Source organism: Streptomyces sp. NPDC041135 (assembly GCF_055592085.1).
This window is the reverse complement of the sequence record NZ_JBVIYZ010000019.1, coordinates 1-24,761: the sequence shown is the minus strand read 5'-3', so window position 1 is coordinate 24,761 and position 24,761 is coordinate 1. Positions and strand designations below refer to the sequence as shown.

At 71.2% G+C, this 24,761-nt stretch carries 15 protein-coding genes and 1 pseudogene; 11 read left to right on the top strand and 5 right to left on the bottom strand.

Annotated features, from left to right (window positions below; genetic code table 11):
* Positions 1-352 precede the first annotated feature (352 nt).
* Positions 353-1,120 (top strand): hypothetical protein, encoded by a 768-nt coding sequence (locus ACZ6CZ_RS29780; RefSeq protein ID WP_469027515.1) that lies wholly within the window; start codon positions 353-355, stop codon positions 1,118-1,120.
* A gap of 55 nt (positions 1,121-1,175) precedes the next feature.
* Here ACZ6CZ_RS29780 and ACZ6CZ_RS29775 read toward each other — a convergent pair whose 3' ends face one another.
* The gene (locus ACZ6CZ_RS29775) at positions 1,176-1,739 is read right to left on the bottom strand and encodes a dihydrofolate reductase family protein (RefSeq protein ID WP_469027338.1); all 564 of its coding nucleotides are present in this window, start codon (positions 1,737-1,739) and stop codon (positions 1,176-1,178) included.
* A 140-nt stretch (positions 1,740-1,879) separates the two neighbouring features.
* Here ACZ6CZ_RS29775 and ACZ6CZ_RS29770 point away from each other — a divergent pair, with 140 nt between their 5' ends.
* The gene (locus ACZ6CZ_RS29770) at positions 1,880-2,050 is read left to right on the top strand and encodes a hypothetical protein (RefSeq protein WP_469027335.1); all 171 of its coding nucleotides are present in this window, start codon (positions 1,880-1,882) and stop codon (positions 2,048-2,050) included.
* A gap of 176 nt (positions 2,051-2,226) precedes the next feature.
* A pseudogene (locus ACZ6CZ_RS29765) lies at positions 2,227-3,003 on the top strand (cytochrome ubiquinol oxidase subunit I); the annotation flags it as partial.
* Between the two features lie 58 nt (positions 3,004-3,061).
* Here ACZ6CZ_RS29765 and ACZ6CZ_RS29760 read toward each other — a convergent pair.
* Positions 3,062-3,331: a hypothetical protein gene (locus ACZ6CZ_RS29760; protein ID WP_469027333.1), complete on the bottom strand. Its 270-nt coding sequence runs from the start codon at positions 3,329-3,331 to the stop codon at positions 3,062-3,064.
* A gap of 282 nt (positions 3,332-3,613) precedes the next feature.
* Positions 3,614-5,656, bottom strand: a complete 2,043-nt coding sequence (locus ACZ6CZ_RS29755) for a discoidin domain-containing protein (protein WP_469027513.1) — start codon at positions 5,654-5,656, stop codon at positions 3,614-3,616.
* Between the two features lie 515 nt (positions 5,657-6,171).
* Here ACZ6CZ_RS29755 and ACZ6CZ_RS29750 point away from each other — a divergent pair.
* Positions 6,172-7,632 (top strand): carotenoid oxygenase family protein, encoded by a 1,461-nt coding sequence (locus ACZ6CZ_RS29750; protein WP_469027331.1) that lies wholly within the window; start codon positions 6,172-6,174, stop codon positions 7,630-7,632.
* Positions 7,633-7,720: 88 nt separating this feature from the next.
* Here ACZ6CZ_RS29750 and ACZ6CZ_RS29745 read toward each other — a convergent pair whose 3' ends face one another.
* Positions 7,721-8,173 (bottom strand): DUF5707 domain-containing protein, encoded by a 453-nt coding sequence (locus ACZ6CZ_RS29745; RefSeq protein WP_469027328.1) that lies wholly within the window; start codon positions 8,171-8,173, stop codon positions 7,721-7,723.
* A 433-nt stretch (positions 8,174-8,606) separates the two neighbouring features.
* On the opposite strand from ACZ6CZ_RS29745, the gene ACZ6CZ_RS29740 reads away from it, so the two are divergent.
* The 3 genes from ACZ6CZ_RS29740 to ACZ6CZ_RS29730 all read left to right on the top strand — a co-directional run bounded on the left by ACZ6CZ_RS29740 (position 8,607) and on the right by ACZ6CZ_RS29730 (position 11,780).
* Positions 8,607-9,245, top strand: coding sequence for an HD domain-containing protein (locus ACZ6CZ_RS29740; protein WP_469027326.1), 639 nt, complete (start codon positions 8,607-8,609; stop codon positions 9,243-9,245).
* A 162-nt stretch (positions 9,246-9,407) separates the two neighbouring features.
* Positions 9,408-10,337, top strand: a complete 930-nt coding sequence (locus tag ACZ6CZ_RS29735) for an NADP-dependent oxidoreductase (protein ID WP_469027324.1) — start codon at positions 9,408-9,410, stop codon at positions 10,335-10,337.
* A gap of 195 nt (positions 10,338-10,532) precedes the next feature.
* Positions 10,533-11,780 carry a L,D-transpeptidase gene (locus ACZ6CZ_RS29730; protein WP_469027321.1) on the top strand — a complete coding sequence of 416 codons (1,248 nt, stop codon included), beginning with the start codon at positions 10,533-10,535 and terminating at the stop codon, positions 11,778-11,780.
* A gap of 52 nt (positions 11,781-11,832) precedes the next feature.
* Here the strand turns inward: ACZ6CZ_RS29730 and ACZ6CZ_RS29725 are convergent, their stop codons facing one another.
* On the bottom strand, positions 11,833-13,152 hold the full coding sequence (locus ACZ6CZ_RS29725) for an FAD-dependent oxidoreductase (protein ID WP_469027319.1): 1,320 nt from the start codon (positions 13,150-13,152) through the stop codon (positions 11,833-11,835).
* Between the two features lie 209 nt (positions 13,153-13,361).
* Here ACZ6CZ_RS29725 and ACZ6CZ_RS29720 point away from each other — a divergent pair, with 209 nt between their 5' ends.
* From ACZ6CZ_RS29720 to ACZ6CZ_RS29705, 4 genes are all read left to right on the top strand, one after another.
* Positions 13,362-13,976 carry a helix-turn-helix domain-containing protein gene (locus tag ACZ6CZ_RS29720; protein ID WP_469027317.1) on the top strand — a complete coding sequence of 205 codons (615 nt, stop codon included), beginning with the start codon at positions 13,362-13,364 and terminating at the stop codon, positions 13,974-13,976.
* A 5-nt stretch (positions 13,977-13,981) separates the two neighbouring features.
* Positions 13,982-15,379, top strand: coding sequence for an MFS transporter (locus ACZ6CZ_RS29715; RefSeq protein WP_469027314.1), 1,398 nt, complete (start codon positions 13,982-13,984; stop codon positions 15,377-15,379).
* Positions 15,380-15,706: 327 nt separating this feature from the next.
* Positions 15,707-22,489: an amino acid adenylation domain-containing protein gene (locus ACZ6CZ_RS29710; RefSeq protein WP_469027312.1), complete on the top strand. Its 6,783-nt coding sequence runs from the start codon at positions 15,707-15,709 to the stop codon at positions 22,487-22,489.
* 53 nt (positions 22,490-22,542) lie between these two features.
* Positions 22,543-24,761: non-ribosomal peptide synthetase (locus ACZ6CZ_RS29705; protein ID WP_469027309.1), on the top strand; the 2,219-nt coding region annotated here is incomplete at its 3' end.

Genomic DNA, 24,761 nt, shown 5'->3' with positions numbered 1-24,761 from the left:
GGGGTAGCGGGTCGGGCAGTGGATGATCGGTGCGGTGCGGGAACGCGTCGCCGAGCCCTGCGCCCCTCGCGACCGTGCGGGCGCCACCGGCGTACGCGTCCTCACGCCAGCCGGTACGACTCACCAGGCGCGCGGTTGGTTGTACGGGACTTCACCCTGACGTTCCCCGCCGTTGACCGCGTACCCGGCCCTTCTGGCGGCCTGGTGATCAAATCGTTGCCGCACCGAGGACAACCGCTTGCGGCCCTCCCCTGTCACACAGTCAGCCGCTGAGGATGACCCTCTGGCCGGTGCGCCCACGCGCTCGGTCCGGGCTGCAAGGGAAAGGACGGACTCGTAGGTGGAGAAGACGATGTGGAGCGCGGTGGTGGCCGGTGGAGCCGCGGTCGTGTTCACCGCGGTGGCGGCCGTGCCGGCCGGGGCCGCGGAGGGCGGGGTGTCCTTCACCCGGGTGGCGGTCAACGGCGGGAAGCCGATCGTGATCGGGGTCAAGGAGGAGGTCGCGGTGCGCGGGGTCTTCCGGATGACGACCACGCTGAAGTACGACTCCGGGCCGGCGGTGTTCCCCTACCGGGGAAAGCTGGACACGGGGGACACGGTGCACAGTGCCGTCGAGACCAGCGACTGCAAGGTCGTGGACAAGCCGAAGGGCATCTGCGACTTCACGGAGTGGCTGTACATCGACCCGCGAAACCTCGACTTCGGTAACGAGGACGCCGGTGCCTGGAAGACCGCGGGTCGGGTCTTTCTCGCCGGTGATGCCCACGACAGTGACGACGTGGATCTGACGGTGCAGCTCAAGCGTGCCACACGCGTCACGGTCAACGCCTCTCCCGAGCCGGTGACGGCAGGGAAGACCCTCACCGTGACCGGGCGGGTCACCCGGGCGAACTGGGACACCCACACGTACCAGGGCTATGCGGGCCGCACGGTCAGCCTGCAGTTCAAGGCGGCGGGTGCCTCCTCGTACACGACGGTCAAGAAGGCGACGTCGAGCAGTACGGGAGCGCTCAAAACCACGGTGAAGGCCGGCGGGCCGGGGACGTGGCGGTGGACGTACTACGGGAACTCCACCTCCGGGGCGAAGTCGTCCAGCGGGGACTACGTCGCCGTGCGGTGAGCGCCGCAGCCCGGCGGCACATGTCAGCGGGTGGAGGTGACCGCCCGGGTGGCGCCTAGCGCGCCACCCGGTAGCGGAGGTAGACGACTCTGGAGCTGAAGGTGCGGGTCTCGACGAGTGCGAGGTCCACCCGGCGCTCGTGCTGGGGGAAGAACGGGACGCCGCCACCGACCAGCACGGGGTGGACCCTCGCCCGGTACTCGTCGATCAAGCCCAGCGCGGCCGCCTCGGCGGCGAGGGTCGCTCCGCCGATCGCGATGTCACCCTCGCCGGGCTCGGCTCGCCACCTCTCGATCTCCTCCGCCAGGCCGCCGGAGGCCAGGCGGGCGTTGCCCCGCACCGCCGGCAGCGTGGCGGAGAAGACCACCTTGGGCAGGCCCTGCCACATCGCGGCGAACTCGCCCGTCGAGAAGCCGAGCGACGGATCCTGATCGGCGCTCTCCCAGTACAGCATCGTCTCGTACAGCCGTCGTCCCAGCAGGTGGACGCCGGCCCCTCGCAGCTCGTCGGTGGCGAAGCGAAAGAGTTCCTCGTCGGGCACCGTCCAGTCGAAGCCGCCGTCCGGCCCGACGATGTAGCCGTCGAGTGAGACGTTCATCGAATACGTCACGCTGCGCATCGGGCACTCTTTTCGATGGCGGGTTCAAAGGGCGACCAGTATGAAGGCGAGTGGTCGTCCGTGGCCTCTCCGGGGCTTGTTTCACCCCTCGGCCGGGTGGGAAACCGGTACCTCCGCGACGACCCCCGAAGGAGGCAGCCATGAGCAGTCCCGGAGAAGCAGAGCGCGAGCCCACGTCGCCCCTGGAGCAGGAGACGGGTGAGCGGGACGTCCACCCGGAGGAGGAGGGGCGGCCCCGGCCCGACACGTCCGGCGGGACCACCGACGACACTCTGGAGGGACGGGCGGAGGCCGAGGAGAGCCCGGGCTGACACCCACGGCCACTCAGCGCAAGCACCGGTGCGCAGCGAGGCGGTGGTGGTGAACCACGGCGGCCTCGTCGCGTCATGTCCGCCCCGTGGCTTGGGACACTGTGCCGGCCCTGCGGTGCCTTGTGCCCGGCCGATCCGGCAGGCGACGTGGCATGAGCGCCGGGAGCCGGTCGTCCTTGGGTCTGCCGGCGCTGACCCTTCTCACGGAGTGGCTGGGCATCCGCAGGAACGAACCGGCGTTGCAGCTGCTGGCGCGGCGCCGGGCGCGGGCCATGGGTGTGCTGTTCGCGGTGGGCGCGGTGTCCGGCACGATCCTCAGCTTCGAGACGGGACTGCTGCGGCCGGGCCTGATGGGACGCTTCGGGCAGGTCATCGGGTTGCCCTTCGCCCTGGAGGGCATCGCCTTCTTCATCGAGGCGATCTTCCTCGGCATCTATCTGTACGCCTGGGACCGGTTGTCGCCCCGCAGGCATCTCCTCATGGGCATCCCGATCGTGATCGCGGGCACCGCTTCGGCCTTCTTCGTCGCCTGCGCGAACGCCTGGATGAACCAGCCCCGCGGCTTCACCCTGCGGGACGGCAAGGTCGTGCACGTGGACCCCTGGGCGGCGATGCTGAATCCGGCGAGCCCGCCGCAGACGGTGCACATGATCCTCGCGGCGTTCATGGTGGCCTCGTTCCTGACCGCCTCCGTGTACGCCGTCGCCCTGCTGCGGGGCCGACGCGACGCCTACCACAAGGCGGGCTTCGTCATCCCGTTCACCGTGGGCGCGGTGGTCGCTCCCTTCCAGATCGTGGCGGGCGACTGGGCCGCCCGCTTCCTCGCCGACTACCAGCCGGTCGAACTGGCGGCCATCGAGGGCGTGTACCGCACCGGCTCGCACATCCCGCTGACCCTCGACACGGTGCCCCGCAGCCAGTGGCCCGCCGTCACCGGCGTCCACTGGGCCTTCCGGCGGGCGGACACCGCTGAAGCGCCGACTCGCAGGGCGGCGGCACGTCCCCCTGAGGTCAGTCAGGGCCGCGGGGGAGGTAGTAGGTCTGCCTGAGGAACGCGGCCATGTCCTCCAGGGCCTGTCTGTATCCGGCTCTGTAGTGCGCGTCGACATCGGTCCGGCGGCCTTCCGCCTCCGCCCAGGAGTCGAGGTGCAGGGCGATGAGCAGGTGGTTGCGGTACAGGGCACCGTGCCGTCCGCCCAGAGCGGCTCGCGCGCGCCGTTCGTCCCAGTCCTCCAGGTCGCCGGTGTCGAAGGCGAGCAGTTCGTCATCGGTCTGCGGCACCGTGTCCCTCCTCCGGTCGGTCTCCGCCGTCACGAGTACCGCGGCCGCTTCCCGGCATGTTCGCCTTGGGGCGCCTTCGCGAGCAGGCGTGCGACGACCTGATCACCTCACCGGGCCGACCCGAGCCGGTGTCGGCGTCAGCGGTCTGCCGGTTCGGAAGGCGCCCCGGCCTCGTGGCGGAGCGCCGCTTCGCCGGGCCTGCCGGGCCGTCCGTGGAGGAGTCGCGGCTCCTCCACGGACGGGCACCCGGCAGCCGGAGCGTGCCTCCTCGGGTGCGGGCGACTACTGCGACACGCGCACGTAGTCGATGAGCATCTTCTGCGGCAGCACGGTCGTGGCGTCCGGAGCCCCGGGCCAGTCGCCGCCCACCGCGTTGTTCAGGATGATGTAGAACGGGTGGTCGTACACCCACGGTCCCCGAGTCTGCTCCACCGTCGAGCGGTCGGCGGTGAAGAAGCTCTTGCCGTCGACGGAGAACGTCATGCGGCTGGAGTTCCAGTCCAGGGCGTAGGTGTGGAAGGCGGAGGCGAAGTCACTGCCCGCGACCGTGTAGGGGGAACCGTAGCCGTTGCCGCCGTTGTACGCGGGGGCGTGCAGCGTGGAGTAGACGGAGTCCGCGACCTTGCCGACGTGTTCCATGATGTCGATCTCACCGCAGTTGGGCCACGGCGTGCCGGTCTTGAAGTTCGAGCCCAGCAGCCAGAAGGCCGGCCACAGGCCCTGCGTGCCCGAGACCTTGATGCGCGCCTCGACATGGCCGTAGGTGAAGTTGTAGTGGTCCGAGGTGTTGATCCGGCCGGAGGTGTACTGTCCGTTGGCCTCCTTGCGCGCCTCGATGACGAGGTTGCCGTTGCCGTCCATCGAGGTGTTGTCGCCGTTGGTGTAGTACTCCAGCTCACCGTTCTGACCGTTGCCCGGGTCCTGGCTCCACTTGGTGCTGTCCGGCTTGGAGCCCGCCGGGCCGTTGAACTCGTCGCTCCACACCAGGTGTCCGGGGTTGCCCGGATCGGCCGGGAGCGCCGGCGGAGCGGTGGGGTTGCCGCCCGTGCCGTACACGTCGAAGGTCCACAGCGAGTAGCCGTACGTGCTGCTGCGCGCGGTGCCGTACATCCGCACCCAGCGTCCCGTGCCGTCGACGTTCAGGGTCTCCTTGAAGCCCTTGCCGCTGGTGGTCGAGTAGATGCTGGTCCAGTTGACGCCGTCGGACGAGGTCTGGATCTGGTAGGCGGTGGCGTAGGCCGGGTCCCACTGGAGGACGACCTTGGTGATGTGCGCGCTCGCGCCGAGGTCGACGGCGATCCAGCCGGGGTCCACCCAGCCGTTGGTGTCGCTGGTGGCCCAGCGGGTGGCCGGGTCCTCGTCGAACGCCTTCGCGGGGGTGCAGTCGAGGCAGCTGTTGGCGTTCTGGTACGTCGAGGCGGTGGCCGGCTTCTTGTACGACAGCAGTGTGGCGCCATCGGTCGGAGGGGTCGTCGTCCCTCCGGTGAAGACCTGGAACTCCCAGAGCGAGTAGCCGTACTGAGTGGCGCGGGCGGTGCCGTACACCCGGACGTACCGGCCGGTGCCGGTCAGTGAGATCAGTTCGGTGGCACCCGCGCCGGTGCTCGTGCTGTAGGCGTTGGTCCAGGAGGAGCCGTCGTTGGAGACCTGGATCTGGTAGGCCTTCGCGTACGCGGACTCCCAGCTCAGCTGGACGCCGCAGATGCTCTGCGCGGAGCCGAGGTCGACCTGGAGCCACTGCGGGTCGGCGGCCGCACTGGACCAGCGCGTACCGGTGTTGCCGTCGACCGCGGCGGAGGCCGGGGTGCCGGCGTTCTCGGTGGAGGACGCGGTGGCGGGCCTGCCTTGGGCGGCATTGGTCGTGGAGCAGCCGGTGCCGGTGCCGGCGCTGCCGTACACCTGGAACTCCCAGAGGGAGACTCCGTACTGGGTGGCCCGCGCGGTGGTGGTGAGGCGGACGTACCGCCCCGAACCGCTGACGGTGAGGTTCTCGGTGCCGCCCCGGCCCGAGGTGGTGGTGTAGACGCTCTTCCACGTGGCGCCGTCGGTGGAGGTCTGGATCTGGTACGCCGTGGCGTACGCCGTCTCCCAGTTCAGGGTGACGGAGCTGATCGTCGACCCGGTACCGAGGTCGACCTGGAGCCACTGCGGGTCGGCGGCCGCGCTGGACCAGCGTGTACCGGTGTTGCCGTCGACCGCGGCGGAGGCCGGGGTGCCGGCGTTCTCGGTGGAGGAGGCCGTGACCGCCTTCCCCTGCGAGAGGAGGGTTCCGGCGGCGCGGGCCGGGGACTGCGTGACGGTCAGGGCGAGCGCGGCGACGAGCATCGTCACACACGCCAGGACCGTCGTTCGGAAAGATCTATGAGTGGACGGGGCAGGGGGTCTGCCGATCACAGCGTCTCCTTGGTGTCGCCGGGCAATGCGGGTGCGTGCGCCCCGACCGCCGCGATGGCTCCTGTCGGGAACGCGTCAAATAGGCGAACGAACGCGCGCTCGCGCTCGCTTCGACGCCCGCACGGTCGGCGTCCGCCCACGGCCCGCTGACGTCACGGCCGCGGCCGGACCGGTCGCCACGACCGCGCCGACTGCGCACACGAACTCATCCCCAGGAGACCGGCCGAAAGCGGAACCAGGGGAGCGCCCTACGGAACCATGCCCGCCGGTGATACAGCGGTCAAGAACTTCAACGCCTTTTCTTTTGGCTTGACTTAAGCTGATGGACGGGCGGCTCGCACCACCTCCCCAGGCCCGCGGCCGGACGCCTGGCGGTTCGGCGCACCGCGCGCTTCACTGGGACGGGAGCGGCGCCCCGCGCCGGTGCGCGGAGCGGGCGCCGTACCGTGCTCGACGTTCGCCTGGAGGCCGCCGTGAACGCCACCGGCTTCGATCCCACCCGTGTACCGCATCTGCTGGGAGTGTTCGCGCCCGTCAGCGACGAGGTGGACATCGGGGACCTGGAGGTCGTGGGTGAACTTCCCGCGGCGCTGGACGGCACGTACGTCCGCAACGGGCCGAATCCGCGTTTCACCCCGATCGGCTCCTACCTCTACCCGATCGACGGGGACGGCATGCTGCACGCCGTGCGGATCGCAGGCGGCCGGGCCCGCTACCTCAACCGCTTCGTCCGCACACCCTCGCTGGTCGCCGAGGAGAAGGCCGGGCGCGCGCTCTGGGGCGGCCTGGAGTCGATGATCATGCCGGGTGCCGACGAGGTGGGCCCGGAACTGGCCGACACCTTCAAGGACCTGCCGGACATCAACGTGGTCCGTCACGCCGGCCGCATGCTGGCGCTGGCCGAGTCCGCCTGCCCGTACCGTTTTGACGCCGATCTCGCGACCCTGGGCCGCGAGGACTTCGACGGCTCCCTGCCTGCCGGCATGACCGCGCATCCCAAGATCGACCCGGATACCGGCGAGATGGTGGTCTTCTGCTACGCGCTGGAGCCGCCGTATCTGACCTGGTCCGTGATCGGTACCGACGGAAAGGTGACCCGAGGTCCTACGCCGGTGCCAGGGATCGACGAACCCCTGATGATCCACGACATGGCACTCACGGCACGCTACGTGGTCCTCGTCCTCGCCCCCGCCTTCTTCGATCTCGACGCCGCCATGGCCGGCGGATCGTTCCTCGCGTGGCGGCCGGAGCGCGGCACCCGGGTGATGCTCGTCCCGCGCGACGGCGGCGCACCGGTGCGTGCCGACGACGACGCCTTCTGGATGTGGCACTCGGTCAACGCCTACGACGACGGCCCGGACGCTCACGCACCCGTGATCCTCGACTACGTCGAGTGGAACCGGCTCACCGTCGGTCCCGACACCGGCCCCGACAGCGGCCCCGCGACGGCGCGCCTGGTGCGGGCGCGGATCGATCCGGCGGCCGGTCGCATGTCCCGCACGGCGCTGGACGACGCCCGGGTGGAGTTCCCGCGCATCGACGACCGCCGCATCGGCCGGCGCCACCGCCGCGCCGCGCTGGCCACCGGAACCGGCCGCACCGACCTGCTGCCCGGCGAGTACGACGCCGTGCGCTGGTACGACGTCGAGACGGGCGGTGCCCAGATCTGGGACGCGGGCGACCTCTCCGTGGGCGAACCCGTCTTCGCCCCCGAGCCGGGGGCGGACGCCTCCGCGGACGACCACGGCTACTGGATGACCTTCGCCACCGACCGCACGAACGGCGAGAGCTGGTTCCTGGTCCTTCCGGCCGAGGACCCCGCCTCGGGCCCCGTCGCCCGGGTGCGGATTCCCGTCCGGGTGCCGCTCGGACTGCACGGCACGTGGCTTCCCACGCAGGAACCGTGACGACGGCCCGGCGGCGGGGCCTTCACATGTCGCTGGACCCCACGTCAGGCGCCCGTCACGACGGGAGCCGATCACCTGCGTGTGTGGGTCACGCGACGGTGAAGTCGGCCGCCTTGGTGTCGAGCGTGGTGTCGCCGTTCTCCGCGGTGGCCAGCACCGATACGTGCCACCGGCCACGCGGCGACCCGTCGGCGTCGGCACGGGTGACGGACACCTTGTAGGTGCAGCGGACGGTGTCCTCACCGGACGGCTCGCACACGGCCGACTCCGCACTCGTCATGTCCTTGGCGGTCAGGCCGTGCTTGGCGAAGGCCGAGTTCGCCGGCCAGGCCAGCACCTTCACGCTCTTCACTCCGGAGGACGCCGTGACGTCGGTGGTGAAGGTCAGCGACCCGTCCCGGTCACCGGCCGGAGCGGTGTAGCGGGCCGTACTGTGGGCCGGCGCAGGAGGCTGCTCACCGGCGTAGGCCAGAGCGAACGCACCCGCACCCCCCAGGACGACGACACCGGCAACCACGGACAGAGCGATACGACGCGCCATGAGAATTCCCCTCGGAGTGTTCACTGGATGAACCGGCGCTCTCACCTGCGCCGTTGCACCCATGCTGGCCGCTCGGCGACCACCCGGGATGAGCCCACGTACTCAACTCCCCTGAGTAGGCCCCGCTGAGCAAGTGGGTCGCGACCACGGCCGCGTCGGCCGGCGCCTGCTGGGGTGGGCGTCACGCCGTCCAGTGGGCGCTACCCGGCCTGATCGCGGCGGGCGGTGGCGAAGCGGCGCTGGTAGGCCGCGGGGCTGATGGCCAAAGGATCGCCACCCGATGCACGTCCGGGTTCACCGGCCCATCCTGAGGTGGCCGGATTCGTGTGGTTCATGGCCGGGCCGAGGCGGCGCCGGGAGCCACGCGGACGGCACCGTGGGAAGCGGACGCACAGTCCACTCGTGGAACAACGCACCGGAGAGCACAGGCATCATGACCGACATCATCGCAGGGGTGGAAATACCCGGTACTCCGGCCGTCGCGGAGGCCACGGAATTCCTTCGGGAGAGGACGAATCCCCTGATCTTCCACCACTCCCGGCGTGTTTTTCTTTTCGGCTCCCTCCATGCGCGTGAACTGGGCCTCCAACCCGATCCCGAGTTGCTTTACGTCGCCGCGATGTTCCATGACGCGGGACTTTCCATCCCGTTCTCCGAAACCCAGCAACGTTTCGAGCTGGACGGCGCCGACCACGCGCGGAAGTTCCTGCTCGACCGCGGATTCTCCGAGAGCGCCGCCGAGGTGGTCTGGAGGGCGATCGCCCTGCACACGACACCGGGCATTCCCGGTCGGATGGACGCCGAGGTCGCTGTCACGAACTACGGCGTGCTGACCGACGCGGTGGGGTGGGGACTCGACAGACTGGAAGGTGAGCAGGTGAACGACATCATCGAGGCGCATCCGCGCGGTGACTTCAAGGAAGAATTCCTGCGGGCATTCGTCGACGGCCTCGCACACCGCCCGGACACCGTCTACGGAACCATCAATGCGGACGTCCTGGAGCACTTCGTTCCCGGTTACCGCCGCACGTCCATGGTGGATCGCATCCGCGATGCTCCGTGGCCGCGGTGATCCCCGGCCGCGACTCCGTGTCCGGTCCCGCATTCGGGGCGGCATCACGCCGTCGGATGCCGCCGACACCCGACACACGAAGTGCCGACACCCGGCACACAAAGTCACAAAGTCACAAAGTCACAAAGTGTCGACACCCGGCACCGAAGTAAGGGGATGCTCGTGCAAGCCATCACTGTCCGGGATCGCGAGGCCGGGGTCACCGGTCTGGCCCTTGAGGACCTCCCGCATCCGCACGCCTCCGAGAACGACGTCATCGTGCGCGTGCACGCCGCGGGTTTCACCCGGGGGGAACTCGACTGGCCCGCGACGTGGACCGACCGGGCGGGCCGCGACCGCGCCCCGAGCGTGCCCGGGCACGAGGTCTCGGGAGTGGTGGCGGAACTGGGCTTCGGGACGACCGGCCTCACCGTGGGCCAGCGGGTCTTCGGCCTGACCGACTGGGCCCGCGACGGTTCGCTCGCCGAGTACGTCGCCGTCGAGGCCCGCAATCTCGCCCCGCTCCCCGCCGACATCGACCACACGGTGGCGGCCGCGCTGCCCATCTCCGGCCTCACCGCCTGGCAGGGCCTGTTCGACCACGCGCGTCTCACCACCGGCCAGAGCGTCCTGATCCATGGCGCCGCCGGCGCGGTCGGCTCGATCGCCGTCCAGCTGGCTCACGAGGCCGGGGCCCACGTGATCGGCGCGGGACGCTCCGCGGACCGGGACGCTGTCCTCGACCTCGGCGCGCACACCTTCCTCGACCTGGAGTCCGACCGGTTCGAGACCACCGGCCAGGTCGACGTCGTGTTCGACGTGATCGGCGGTGACGTCCTCGACCGCTCAGCCGCCCTCGTACGCCCAGGCGGGACGCTCGTCACCATCGCCCAGCCGCCCACCGTGCGCCCCGACGGCGGACGGGCCCTCTTCTTCGTGGTGGAACCCGACCGGGCACGCCTGGCCGATCTCGCCCGGCGAGTGCGGGACGGCAGGCTTCAGGTGCGGGTCGGCTCGGTCCTGCCACTGGCCGAGGCGGTCGCCGCCTTCGCCCCCGGAAGGCGTGTCCCCGGCCGCACCATCGTCCGCGTCACCGAGGGCTCCGCCGTCTGACCTGCGCTTCGACGCTGCCCTGATCATTGCCTCGCCCCGCTTCGCGTAAACGGCGACCTCGTGGGGCGAGGCGTGGCTTCGACCACAATTTGCCCCTTTCAGACCGAATGCGCGGCTCGGTGTGGTTCGGTGGTAGATGCAGCTCTTGGGCGGTCAGCGCACTGGCACCGAGAAGACCATGACAGGGAGAAGCGGTTGCGCACGGTACGTACACGACATGCCAAGTCGGCGATTCTGGTCAGCGCGCTCGGCGGCGTACTGGCGGTTACGGCCCTCGGCGGCACCAGCAGCGCCGCGACCGGCGGCGATGGCGCCGGAAGCCCGCCGAGCCCGCAGGCGCAGGCGAGTCAGACGCCCGCCCCGGACGCGTCCGACGCCCGAATAAGGATCACGCCCGGGCAAGGCGCCTACGCCGTCGGGATCAACGACCCCGTCAAGGTCACCGTCAGCGAGGGCAAGCTGACCAAGGTGACCATGACGGCGGTCGCGACCGGCACCGAAGTTCCGGGCACCCGGTCCGCGGACGGCACGTCGTGGCAGCCGAACAGCCAGTTGCAGCGGGCCACCAAGTATCAGATCGCCGCGACGGCGCAGGATGCCGAGGCCCGCTCCGTCACCGAGAACGCCACGATCACGACGGTCTCCCCGGCCAACGACTTCATCGGCCACGTCTCCCCCGAGGACGGCTCCACCGTCGGCGTGGGCATGCCGGTGACGGTCACCTTCGACAAGGCGATCAGCGACAAGGCCACCGTGCAGTCGGAGATCCAGGTCAGCTCCAGCAGCGGGCAGCGGGTCGTCGGGCACTGGTTCAACGATGCCCGCCTGGACTTCCGCCCCGAGAGCTACTGGAAGCCCGGCTCCACCGTCACCGTCAAGCAGAGCTTCGGCGGCGTCGAGAAGACGGTGACGTTCACGATCGGCCGCAGCCAGATCAGCACCGTCGACGCCAGGACCAAGCAGATGACCGTCGTCCGGGACGGCAAGACGATCAAGACCATCCCGATCTCGTCCGGCAGCGCCGAGCACCCGACCTACAACGGGCAGATGGTCATCTCGGAGAAGTTCAAGCAGATCCGGATGAACGGCTCGACCGTCGGCCTCACGGAGAAGGACGGCAAGCCCGCCTACGACATCGCGGCCGTACCGCACGCCATGCGCCTGACCGACTCGGGCACGTTCATCCACGGCAACTACTGGGGTGCCCCGTCGGTCTTCGGCAAGGTCAACACCAGCCACGGCTGCGTGGGCCTGAGGGACGCCAGGGGCGGCGGCGACGCCTCCCAGCCCGCCGCGTGGTTCTTCGACAACTCGGTGATCGGTGACGTCGTGATCGTCAAGAACTCGACGGACACGACGAAGCTGGCCCCGGGCAACGGCCTCAGCGACTGGAACATGTCCTGGAGCGCCTGGACCGCCGGCAGCGCGACCGGGCTCAACTGAACCACGCCACTCTCGACGCGGCCGGTACGCCAACCGCTGAGCCGACGGGGACTCAGCGGCGTGCCAGGACGCGGGCGGTCCGGAGGAGCAGGCGGGGGCTGGTGAGGGCGCGGGGGTGCTTGCGCATGTTGACCACGGCCATGAACTCGCCGTTCACCACGGGGTCGATCACGGAGGCCTCGACTATCTTGTCGCCGGCCCAGCGCGTCAGTCGGTAACCCCGAGGACGGGGGCCGGTGACATGGGGCTGAGCGAGATCGGCGGTGGCCGACACCTGCCATGCCGCGTCCACGACCGCCCCGAGCCTGCGGAAGTGGCCCCAGGCCGGGAGACGGGGTGAGGCGCCGGAGCGCAGGTGGGCGGAGAGTGAAGAGGCCCCTAGCGCCGCCAGGGTCAGGCCCTGGCCGTAGGCGGGGTTGACGGAGGCGACGGAGTCGCCGAGGGCCACCAGGCCGCCCGGGAAGCGGCTGAGGCGGGTGAAGCCCCGTCGCCGGCTCTCCCGGAAGTGGAACGTCTCGATGTCCCCTTGCAGGCGACCGCGTTCCGCGACCTCACGCAGCGGGGTCACGCACCGTCTCATGCGGCGCAGGAAGTCCTCCGGGTCGCGTCCGGGCCGGTAGTCGTGATAGCCGACCACCACGACGGACCATCGGTTGTCCTCGACGGCCACGAGCGCCGCCGGCTCGCTCAGGTGCTGCTGGTAGCCGCTTGCGGGTCCCGGTGAGGCGTGGGCGACCACGGTGTCGGGGAGTTCGTCGCCGCGCTGGAAGGAGGCGGTGGCGTAGCCGAGGTCGACCTGCATGCGCTCCACCGGCACGGGGTCCCAGCCGCCGTCCGCCAGCCAGTTGCTCAGTCGGCTGGAGCGGCCCATGGCATCCACGACGAGATCCGCGTCCAGCTCGGCCAGGTCCGACGAGGAGTCCGCCGCGTCGCCGTACGAGAAGCGGACTCCGCCGACACGGTCGCCGGCGAACAGCAGTCCCCGTGCCCTGGCCGGCAGCACCGAGACGTTGGGGAGCGACAGGACGCGACGGCGTACGTGGCCCTCGAGGAACGGGCGGCTCGCGCCGAGCATGGTGTTGCCGGGTACGTCGGCCTTCAACCGGCCGTCCACGTAGTACTGGACGGCCGGCCCCGTCCCCAACCGGGCGCCGTTCTGGACCAGTTCGCCGGTCATGCCGGGGAACCAGCGATCGAGCTGGGTGTGCCCCATGGAGAGCAACGCGTGCAGCTGCGGCCGATGAGGAGCGCCGGGCCCCGGCCCGTCCGCGTCATCGGGCTCGAGGATGACGACTTCGTCCGCGTGGTCGGCCAGTACACGCGCCCCGAGCAGGCCCGCCCAGCTTCCGCCCATGACAACCGCTCGGTGCACGCAAGTCCCCCTGGATGACGTTCTGTTGCGTTCGCCGGCCGCAGCGCGGCCGTCCGCACTCACTGCGTGGTGTGTGGGTGACGGTGACCCTACCGGTCGCTTCTGTCACCCCACCCCGGCCCAAGCCGCGAGGGCCGCCATCCCCCCTACAAAGACTTCTTTGCAAAGAACCCTATGCACAGACTTCTTTGTCAACTACCGTTCTAGGCATGGAACTTCCCGAGCAGCCCTCCCAGGTGCATCTGACCGCCCGTAACCTGCGGGGCATCGCGCATCCGCTGCGGGTCCGGATGCTGACGGTCCTGCGGACGGAGGGGCCGGCCACGGCCACCACGCTGGCTCGGAAGCTGGACCAGAACACCGGCGCGACCAGCTATCACCTGCGTCAGCTCGCCGAGTACGGCTTCATCGTCGAGGCACCCTCCCGGGGCGGCCGCCGTGAGCGCTGGTGGCAGGCGGCCCATGCCAACACGGTCGTACCGGACGACGAGGTGCTGGCCGGCGGCGAGGGTCTCGGCATCGCCTACTTGCAGGCCCTGGGCCGGGTCTGGTCCGAGGCGATGACGACCGCCATCGACGCGACCCCTTCGCTGCCGCCGGAGTGGCGCGACGCCCAGGACTTCGGCGACTACGTGCTCACGCTCACCCCCGCCGAGGCCAAAGAGCTGACGGCGGAGATCCACCGGCTGCTGCGCCGGCGCAACTCCTCGTCTCCACCGGCCGGTTCACCCCTGCCGGAGGGCGCGGCGCGGGTCGCCTTCCAGTTCCAGTTGTTCCCCACCAGTGCGGACCGGCACGTCTCCCACCCCACCGACTCGGAGTGAGAAAGATGACCACTCGGCACGCGGCCGCCCAGCAGGCGGCGGACAGCGGCGCACAGGCGCCCTCCCCCACCACCCCGGCCGACGGGCCCCGGGTCCTGCGCGGACTGGTCGGCATGCTGTCGGCCAACGCGGCGGCCCTGTCGGCCAACCGGGTGCTGTCGATCGCCCTGCCCTGGTTCGTCCTGACGACGACGGGCAGCGTCGGCAAGACCGGTCTGGTGGCGTTCTGCCAGATCGTTCCATACGTGATCGCCCAGGCGCTGGCGGGGCCCGTCATCGACCGGATCGGTCCCAAGCGCATCAGCGTGGCCGGTGACCTCGCCTCCACCGTGGCGACGGCCGCCGCCCCGCTGCTGTACTTCACCGGGCACCTGTCCTTCGGCCTGCTGCTGGCGCTGCTCGCCGTGGTCGGCGCGGCGGACGGCCCGGCCAACGGCGCCAAGGGGCTCTTCGTACCGGCCGCCACCCGGGCCGCCCGGGTGCCGCTGGAACGCGGCACCGGCCTGTCGGCGGCGGTCGAGCGGACCGCGACGACCATCGGTCCGGCCATCGCCGGTGTGGTCGTCGCCTCCTTCGGCAGTCTCTACGCCCTGTGGGTCACCGCCTGCCTGTTCGGCGTGTCGGCGCTGGTCGTCTCCACCACGCTCAGCGACCCGGTGCCCGAGTCGCACGAGACGCCCGTCGAGGAGGCCGAGGGCTACCTCTCACGGCTGCGCCAGGGTGCCGTGTTCCTGCGTGACGCCAAGCTGCTGCGGTCCATCGTGTGCATGCTGGCGGCGACCAACCTGCTCGACCAGGCGTTCATGTCGGTGCTGCTGCCGGTCTGGGCGAAGGAGACGGGCAACGGCGCCGGTGCCATAGGCATGGTGGTCAGCGTCTTCGCCGCCACGTCGATCGTCGCCGCGCTGGTCGCCGCGGGCGTGGCCGAGCGGCTGCCCCGGCGGGCCGTCTACCTCATCGGCTTCACCCTGGGCGGCGTCCCCCGCTTCGTGGCCATGGCCACGGGTGCGCCGCTGTGGCTGGTGCTGGCGGTGCTCGCGGTGGGCGGCCTCGGGTCGGGCTTCGTCAATCCGATCGTGGGAGCCGTGACGTACGAGCTGATCCCGACTCCGCTGCTGGGACGGGTCAAGACGCTGGCCCAGGCGGTCACGTGGGCGGGCATCCCCTTCGGCGGACTGCTGGGCGCGGGGCTGGTGACGGTGGCGGGCACCTCGGGCGCGCTGTGGATCGTGGGCGGCCTGTACCTCGTCGCCATCGGGGTGCCGGCGCTGAACCGGGAGTGGGCGGGCATGCGCAAGCGGACGGTCTCCGACGCGGGCCCGGTCGACATCGAGCACCGAAGCGGGAGTACCGCCGCCGCGGCCTCCGTCGGCAGCGAACCGGCGGTGGAGGTGGCCGCCTGACGGGTGGCGGAGGTGACCGCCTGATCGGCGGTACGGGACCGGTGCCGGGCGGCGCCGGTCCCGCGCGTCCGCCACCGTCCGGGCAGGGACGTCGGCCACCGTCCGGGCAGGAGCGTCCCCCTCCGTCCGGGCAGGCATGTCGGCCTCCGCCCGGCGGACACGGCCGCGTCCGGTGCGCTCCCGGCCGCGCCGCCGCGGGCAGAAGTGCCCATGCCCGGCGGGCAGAAGTAACCAGTTATCTCCTCAAGATCGCTCTGCGAGCATCGGATTCGGCTGAGTTTCCGAGGGCTTTCCGCGAACGGTCGACGACGAGGAACTGGTGGGCACATGACGACGAATCCGATGACGGCCGCGGCGCCCGGCCGGGCGGCGGAGCAGGGTGGTTTCTCACCTGCCGAGGCCCGGATCGCGGCGGTCTGGAACGCGGTGCTGGGCGCCGAGGTGACCGCGGCGGAGGACGAATTCTTCCGGCTGGGCGGCACCCGCGGACAGGCGGCGGAAATGGCCCGCCGGGTCGCGGAGGAATTCGGTTCGGAATTCGGCGCGGAACCGCTGCCGGAGCCGTTGACGGTGCGCGCGGTGGCGTCGTTCCTCGCGGAGGAGGCCATGCTGCGGGCCCGCCGGCTGTTCGAGTCCGCCGACATCGGCTCCGAGGACGCGACCGACGCCATGGACGCCCTGGTGGCCGCGGGGACACCGGACGACGTCCCGGTCATCCGGCGTGCGCCCCGGGACGGGCGCCCGCTGCCGCTGTCGTTCGCGCAGCGCCGGCTGTGGTTCCTGGACCAGCTGGAGCCCGGCCGCGCCGAATACCTGATCCCCATGGGACTGCGCATCCGCGGTCCGCTGGACGTGGCGGCGCTGCGTGCGTCGCTGTCCGAGCTGGTGGCCCGGCACGAGGTGCTGCGCACCCGTTTCGTCAGTGACGCGGACGGCCACCCCGGCCAGGTGGTCGACGCGCCCCGGCCGCTGCCGCTCGCCGTGCACGACCTGCGGTCCGTCACGGAGGAGGCCGCCCGCGAGGAGGCGGCCACCGCGCTGGTGGACACCGAGGGCTTCCGCCCGATGGACCTCGGCACCGGGCCGATGGTGCGCGCGCTGCTGATCCGGCTGACCGACGACGAGCACCTGCTGTCGCTGACGGTGCATCACATCGCCTTCGACGGCTGGTCGGCCGGGGTCCTGTCCCGGGAGCTGACCGCGCTGTACACCGCGCGGGTCACGGGTACGGCCGCGGACCTGCCCGAACCTCCCCTCCAGTACGCCGACTTCGCCGTCTGGCAGCGCGAGTGGTTCACCGGCGAGGTGCTGCGGGAGCAGCTGGACTACTGGCGCGCCCGGCTCGCCGGCACGGAGCCGCTGGAGCTGCCCACCGACCGCCGGCGTCCGGCGCGGCGCAGCGGCCATGGCGCCATGTTCACCTTCCGGGTGCCGGCGGAGACCGCGGACGGCGCCCGCAGGCTGTCGAAGCAGACCGGCGCGAGCCTGTTCATGACGTTGCTGGCGGTCTTCCAGGTGGTGCTGTCGCGCTACAGCGGACAGGAGGACATCGCGGTGGGCACCCCGATCGCCGGCCGCAACCGGGCCGAGATCGAGAACATGATCGGCTTCTTCGTCAACACGCTGGTCATGCGCACCGACCTGTCCGGCGACCCGACGTTCACCGAGCTTCTCGACCGGGTCAAGGACACCGCGCTCGGCGCCTACGACCATCAGGACCTGCCCTTCGAGCGCCTGGTGGAGGAGCTGGCGCCGCAGCGGGACCTGTCGCGCAATCCGCTGTTCCAGACGATGTTCGTCCTGCAGAACACCCCGGACAGCCGGTCGTGGGACCTGCCCGGTCTGGCCGTGCGCCAGCTCGACGTGTCGGCCCAGGACTCCAAGTTCGACTTCACCTTCTACGCCACCGAGGCCGCCGACGGCGCTCTGGACGGCACGGTGGTGTACTCCACCGATCTGTTCGACGAGGCCACGATGGTCCGGCTCGCCGGTCACTTCGAGACGCTGCTGGCCGCCGCCTGCGCCGCCCCGGCGGCCCGCCTGTCCGAGCTGGAGATGCTCACCGACGCCGAGCGCCGGACGATCCTCGGCGAGTGGAACGGCGCCGACACCGACGCCCCGGACGCCGTGACCGTGACCCGGCTCATCGAGGAGCGGGCCGCCCGCCACCCCGACGCGCCGGCCCTGACCTGCGGCACCGACCGGCTGACCTACCGGCAGCTCGACGAGTGGGCCGAGTGGATCGCGGGCCGGCTGCGCGAGCGCGGTGCGGGGCCGGGCACCCTGGTGGCGGTGTGCCTGGACCGGGGCACGGACATGGTGTGCGCACTGCTCGGCATCCACAAGGCGGGCGCGGCGTACGTGCCGCTCGATCCGGCCTATCCCACGGACCGGCTCGCCTACATGGTCGAGGACAGCGGCGCCCCGCTGATCGTCACCCAGCCCGCGCACACCGGCCGTCTGCCCGCCCACACCCCGACGCTGCTGCTGGACGGGGTCTGGCCGGCACCGCCGTACCCCGCATCTGCCGAGCCGGCGGCGCACACCGGTCCGGTGGCGCGGGCCGCTGCGGTGGCACAGGCCGGTCCGGACGACGTGGCGTACGTGATCTACACCAGTGGTTCCACCGGACGCCCCAAGGGCGTGCAGATCACCCACGGCGCGCTGCGCGCCCGGATGCGCGAGACCTGCCGTGAGCTGGAGCTGACGCCGGCGGACCGGGTGCTGCAGTTCGCGTCGATCGCCTTCGACTCCTCGGTGGGTCAGCTGTTCGCGCCGCTCGTCTGCGGAGCCTCACTGGTCCTGCGCGACGACGCCTGGGACCCGGGCCGGCTGGCAGCGGCGCTGCGCGAGTACGAGGTCACGGTGGCCTGGCTCACCCCGTCGGCGTTCGGAGCGCTGGCCGCGGACCTGGACGGGCCGGAGGCGCTGGGCCCGCGGCTGCGGCTGGTCCGGCTCGGTGGCGAGGCGCTGCAACGGGAGCAGGTCCGGCAGTGGTTCGACACCTGCGCGGTACCTCTGGTCAACGGCTACGGGCCCACGGAGGCCGCGCAGGAGGCGACGACCGCCAGGATCACCGGTCCCGTCGACCGGGTGCCGATCGGCCGGCCGGTCGCCAACGCGAAGGTGTTCGTGGTCGACCGTCACGGCCGTCCGGTCCCGGTGGGTGTGCCGGGTGAGATGTGGATCGGCTGCCCGGGGCTGGCCCGCGGCTATCTGCACCGGCCCGAGCTGACCGACGAGAAGTTCACCGTCGTGGACGTCGACGGCACACCGCGGCGCGTCTACCGCACCGGTGACCTCGCGAGGTGGCTGCCGGACGGGCGGCTGGAGTTCGTGGGCCGCGCCGACAACCAGGTCAAGCTGCGCGGCTACCGTATCGAACTCGGCGAGATCGAGACGGCGTTGCTCGCGCATCCCTCCGTAGCCGGCGCCACCGTGATCCTTCGCGAGGACGTCCCCGGCGTCCAGAGGCTGGTGGCGTACGTGGTGCCCGTGGGTTCCGTCGACGTGAGCGCGTTGCGCGCCCACCTCCAGCGCGACCTGCCGGACTACATGGTGCCCGCCGCGTTCGTGCCGCTGGAGCACATCCCGCTCACCCCGAACGGCAAGACGGACCGCCGCGCGCTGCCCGCACCCGCCTCCGACCGGTCCGAGCTGGGTGCCGCGTACACCGCGCCACGCACGGACGCCGAGCGGACGGTGACCGAGGTCTGGTCGCAGGTTCTCGGCGTCGACCGGATCGGTGTGCACGACGACTTCTTCGCACTGGGCGGGCATTCGCTGCTGGCCACCCAGGTCGTGTCTCGACTGCGCCGCCGGCTGGGCGTCGACGTGCCGGTGCGGACCCTGTTCAGCGCGCCGACCCCGGCGCTGCTGGCGGCCGCCGTGACGGACCTGGACGGCACCGGAGCGGGCCGTATCCCGTCGACGCCGCGCGACGGCGGCCCGCTGCCGCTCAGCTTCGCCCAGCAACGCCTGTGGTTCCTCGACCAGTTGGAACCCGGCCGCGCCGAGTACCTGCTGCCCTTCGCCCTCCGCGTGCGCGGCCCGCTGGACACGGACGCCCTGAACGCCGCGTTCACCGCGGTGGTGGCGCGCCACGAGATCCTGCGCACCCGGTTCGGCACGGACGCGGCCGGCTCACCGGTGCAGCTGATCGACCCGCCGCGCCCGGTGCGGATACTGGTACGGGACCTGCGCGCGGCGGGTGACGCCGGCGCCCGCGAGGCGGCCCTGGCGGCGGTGCTGCGCGAGGACGGGCTGCGGCCGGTCGACCTCGGCACCGGACCGATGCTGCGCGCGCTGCTGGTGCGGCTGGCCGACGACGAGTGCGTGCTGGCGGTCACCGTGCACCACATCGCCTTCGACGGCTGGTCGGTGGGCGTGCTGATGAACGAGCTGGCCACGCAGTACGCGGCCGCCGTCGCGGACCCGTCGGGCGCGGCCGTACCCGATCCGCTGCCGGTGCAGTACGCCGACTACGCGGTGTGGCAGCGCGCCTGGCTGTCCGGTGAGCCGCTGGAGCGGCAACTGGGTTACTGGCGGAAGCGGTTGGGCGGGCTGGAGCCGCTGGAGCTGCCGACCGACCACGCGCGGCCCGCGGAGCGCGGCGGCCGGGGCGGAGTGGTGCGGTTCTCGGTGCCCGCCGAGGTCTCCGGCCGTGTCCGGGCGGTGTCCGCTCAGAGCGGCGCGAGCGTGTTCATGACGTTGCTGGCGGTGTTCCAGCTGCTGCTGGCCCGCTACAGCGGCCAGCGGGACATCGCCGTCGGCACCCCGATCGCCGGCCGCAACCGCGCCGAGACCGAGGACCTGATCGGCTTCTTCGTCAACACCCTCGTCATGCGCACCGACCTCTCCGGCGACCCGACCTTCACCGAACTCCTCGACCGCGTCAAGGACACCGCCCTCGGCGCCTACGACCACCAGGACCTGCCCTTCGAACGCCTCGTCGAGGAACTCGCCCCCGACCGCGACCTCTCCCGCAACCCCCTCTTCCAGACCCTGTTCGCGTTGCAGAACACACCCGGGGCGGACGCCTGGAACCTGCCGGGCCTGTCGGCCGAACCCGTCGAGACGCCCGTACGGGATGCCAAGTTCGACCTGTCGATGTACCTCAAGGAGGCGGCGGACGGCACGCTGGACGGCGCCGTCGTCTACGCGGACGACCTGTTCACCGAGGACACCGCGCGCCGCATGGTCGGCCACTTCACCAACCTCCTGACGGCGGCCACCGCCCGCCCGCACAGCGTGCTGTCCGAGGTGGAGATGCTCGACGCGGGCGAGAGGCACCGCATCCTCACCGAGTGGAACGACACCGCCGCGCCCGTCCCGGCGGCGGCGACCCTGCACCGGCTGTTCGAGGAGCGGGCCGCACAGGACCCGGACGCGGTCGCCGTCGTCTGCGGCGCGGACAGCCTGACCTACCAACAGCTCGACGAGCAGGCCAACCGACTGGCCCACCGGCTGCGCGCCGTCCCGGGCATCGGCCCGGACGTACCGGTCGGCGTCTGCCTGGAGCGGTCACCCGCCATGGTGTGGACGCTCCTGGGCATCCTGAAGGCCGGTGCCGCCTACGTCCCGCTCGACCCGGAACACCCGGCGGAGCGGCTGGCGTACCTCGTCGCGGACTCCGGCGCGCCACTCGTCGTCACCGACACCGCGCACGCCGGCCTGCTGCCGGAGGGCCTTGACCTGCTGGCCGTGGACCGGCCCGCCGACCTGCCGGACACCCTGCCGGCCACCGCCCCCGAACCCGTCGCCGGCCCCGGCGACCTGTGCTACCTCATCTACACCAGCGGCTCCACGGGCCGCCCCAAGGGCGTCCGCATCGAGCACCGCGGAGTGGTCAACTACCTGGCCGGCATGCAGCACGCGTTCCCGATCACCCTCGGCGAGGGCTTCCTCCAGGCCACCCCGCTGTCCTTCGACGTGTCGGCGTACGAGATCTTCTGGCCGCTGTGGCAGGGCGCGACGGTCGTCCTGGTGCCCGGCTCCGACCGGCTCGACATGGCCGAGGTGTCCCGCCTGATGCGCGCCCACCGTGTGGTCGGCCTGCACTTCGTGCCCAGCCTGCTCGACCTGTTCGTCGCCCAGGTACGGCCCGAGGACTGCACCCACCTGCGGTACGCCTTCGCCAGCGGCGAGCCGCTCCAGCCGACCCTGGTGAGCCGGTTCACCGAGCGATTCCCCGGCGACCTCGTCAACCTGTACGGCGCCACCGAGGTCTCCGTGGACACCACCTACTGGCGGGCCTCGCGCACCGACCCGGCCGGACCGGTCCTCGCGGGCCGCCCCATGGTCAACCAGACGGTGTACGTCCTGGACCCGGACCGCCGCCCCGTGCCCGCCGGCGTCCTGGGCGAGGTGTACCTCGGCGGGGACAGCGTCGGGCGCGGCTACCACCAGCGGCCCGACCTCACCGCGCAGCGCTTCGTCACCGACCCCTTCCGGGGCGGCCGGATGTACCGCACCGGCGACCTGGGCCGGTTCACCCCGGACGGCCGGCTGGACCTGCTCGGGCGCATCGATCGTCAGGTGAAGCTGCGCGGCGTCCGGGTCGAGCTGGGCGAGATCGAGGCGACGCTGCTCACCCACCCCACGGTCGGGGTCTGCGCGGTGGTGGTCAGGGAGGACACGCCCGGCGACAAGCGGCTCGTCGCCTACTGCGTGCCCGCGCCCGGCACCACACTGGACACCGGCGCGCTGCGCGAGTGGGCCGCCGAGCGGCTGCCGCGCGCCATGATGCCGTCCGCCTTCGCGATCCTGCCGGAACTGCCGCTCAACCGGAACGGCAAGGTCGACCACGCGGCACTGCCGGCTCCCGGGAGCGACGGTGACAGCACGGCCGGACACACCGCGCCGAGGGACGAGATCGAGGCGGAGATCGCGCAGATCATGGCGACCGTCCTCGGCGTGGAGAAGGTCGGCATCCACGACGGTTTCTTCGAGTCCGGCGGGCATTCGCTGCTGGCCATTCAGCTCGTCAATCAGCTGGAAGCGGTGACCGGAGTGCGTATCGGCCTCCGCCGCCTTTTCCAGTCGCCGACGGTCGTCGGTATCAAGCAGCAGCTCATCGAATTGTTCGACGCGCAGGAACAGCATTCCTGAACAGCGGCCCGTTGCCCACGCGAGAAGACGAAGAAGAGGACGGACAGATCATCATGGGCGAGAACTCGGTTGAGGCACGGCTGCTGTCCCGCATGCGACGGCGTGCGGACGCGGCCCGGATCGTACGCGGTGACCGGGAGGCCGGACCGCTGCCGCTGTCGTTCGCACAGCACCGGCTGTGGTTCCTGGACCGGCTGGCGCCGGACAGCCCGGAGTACCTGGTGCCGACGGTGCTGCGAGTGCGGGGCGCAGTGGACCTGAGCGCACTGGGCACGGCCCTGTCGGGCCTGGTCGCCCGCCACGAAGTGCTGCGCACGGCCTTCCCGGCGGACGAGAACGGCACCCCGCGTCAGGTGATCGGCGCGCCCTGGCCCGTGGAGGTCACGGTCCACGACCTGCGGGCCGACGCGGACACGGAGACCCGCGCGGGCGAGATCCTGCGCACCGAGGCGACGCGGCCGTTCGACCTGACCGCCGGCCGGCCGCTGCGCGCCGTCGCGGTCCGCCTGGCGGACGACGACCATTACCTGCTGCTGACGGTCCATCACATCGTGTCGGACGGCTGGTCGTCCGGGATCATGGCCCGGGAACTGCGCGAGCTGTACGCGGCCGCCGTCACCGGACGCGAGGCGTCACTGCCCGAACTGGCCATCCAATACGCCGACTTCGCCACCTGGCAGCGCGACCAGCTCACCGGTCCGGCCCTGGAGCGCGACCTCGGGTACTGGCGCGAGCGCCTCGCCCACGTGACGCCGCTGGAGCTTCCCACCGACCGCCAGCGTCCGGCGCAGCCGAGCGGTGAGGGCGACGTGGTCACCTTCTCGGTGCCGCCGGAGGTGGCGCAGGCGCTGCGGACCACGGCGAGCGGGCAGGGCGCGAGCCTGTTCATGGCGCTGCTGTCACTGTTCCAGATCGTCCTGGCCCGCTACTGCCGCCAGGACGACATCGCGGTCGGCACCCCGATCGCCGGCCGCAACCGCGCCGAGACCGAAGACCTGATCGGCTTCTTCGTCAACACCCTCGTCATGCGCACCGACCTCTCCGGCGACCCGACCTTCACCGAGCTGCTGGAGCGCATCAAGGACACCGCCCTCGGCGCCTACGACCACCAGGACCTCCCCTTCGAACGCCTCGTCGATGAGCTGGCCCCGAACCGGGACCTGTCCCGCAACCCCCTCTTCCAGACCCTGTTCGTCTTCCAGAACACCCCGGACGGCGACGCGTGGAGCCTGCCCGGTGTCACGGTCGAGCAGGTGGGTGTGGGTGGTCAGGATGCCAAGTTCGATCTCCAGCTGACCGCGGCCGAGTCGGGTGGCGAGCTGCTCGCCGCCCTGGAGTACCGGACGGATCTCTTCGAGCGGGCGACGATCGAGCGGATGGCCGGGCACCTCACCACCCTGGCCGCGTCCGTGGCGGCCGCGCCCCAGGCCCGCCTGTCGGAACTGAACATGCTGACGCAGCGGGAGCGGCAGGAGATCCTGGTCGACTGGAACGGTGTCACCGGCCCCTACCCCGACACCGCCACCATCCACCAGCTCATCGAAGACCGCGTCGCCACCACCCCCGACGCCATCGCCGTCACCCACGGCGACCAACAGCACACCTACGCCGAGATCAACATTCGCGCCAACCAACTCGCCCACCACCTGCGCGGTAGGGGCATCACGCCGGACACCCTCATCGCGGTCTGCCTGGACCGCTCCCCCGACCTCATCGCCACCCTCCTCGGCATCCTCAAAGCCGGCGCCGCCTTCGTCCCCCTCGACCCCGACTACCCCACCGACCGCATCACCTACATGATCAACGACACCGAAACACCGTTGATCATCACCAGCACCGACCTCGCCCACCGACTCCCGCAGGACATCGACCACCTCCTGGTCGACACCCACTGGCCCACCGGACCCGCCGACAACCCCCAGCCCCTCGCCTCGCCCGATGACCTCGCCTATGTCATCTACACCTCAGGCTCCACCGGCAAGCCCAAGGGCGTCGCCCTCGAACACCGCGGAGTCGTCAACTACCTCCACTGGTGCGACCAGAACTACCCCGCCCACACCCCCGGCGGCATCGGCACCATCCTCTACTCCTCGGTCACCTTCGACCTGACCATCACCGCCCTGTTCCTCCCCCTCATCCAGGGCCAGCAGCTCGCCATCCCCGTCACCGCAGACGGCCAGACCGCCTTCGACGCCGCCATCGACCTCATCTGCACCAACACCCCCATCAGCTTCCTCAAAGCCACCCCCTCCCACCTCGAAGTCCTCGCCGC

Coding starts and splice junctions, on each gene's coding strand:
- ACZ6CZ_RS29720 (WP_469027317.1), top strand. CDS start 13,362: ATGGAACTTCCCGAGCAGCCCTCCCAGGTGCATCTGACCGCCCGTAAC.
- ACZ6CZ_RS29775 (WP_469027338.1), bottom strand. CDS start 1,739: ATGCGCAGCGTGACGTATTCGATGAACGTCTCACTCGACGGCTACATC.
- ACZ6CZ_RS29755 (WP_469027513.1), bottom strand. CDS start 5,656: ATGCTCGTCGCCGCGCTCGCCCTGACCGTCACGCAGTCCCCGGCCCGC.
- ACZ6CZ_RS29710 (WP_469027312.1), top strand. CDS start 15,707: ATGACGACGAATCCGATGACGGCCGCGGCGCCCGGCCGGGCGGCGGAG.
- ACZ6CZ_RS29745 (WP_469027328.1), bottom strand. CDS start 8,173: ATGGCGCGTCGTATCGCTCTGTCCGTGGTTGCCGGTGTCGTCGTCCTG.
- ACZ6CZ_RS29740 (WP_469027326.1), top strand. CDS start 8,607: ATGACCGACATCATCGCAGGGGTGGAAATACCCGGTACTCCGGCCGTC.
- ACZ6CZ_RS29715 (WP_469027314.1), top strand. CDS start 13,982: ATGACCACTCGGCACGCGGCCGCCCAGCAGGCGGCGGACAGCGGCGCA.
- ACZ6CZ_RS29770 (WP_469027335.1), top strand. CDS start 1,880: ATGAGCAGTCCCGGAGAAGCAGAGCGCGAGCCCACGTCGCCCCTGGAG.
- ACZ6CZ_RS29780 (WP_469027515.1), top strand. CDS start 353: ATGTGGAGCGCGGTGGTGGCCGGTGGAGCCGCGGTCGTGTTCACCGCG.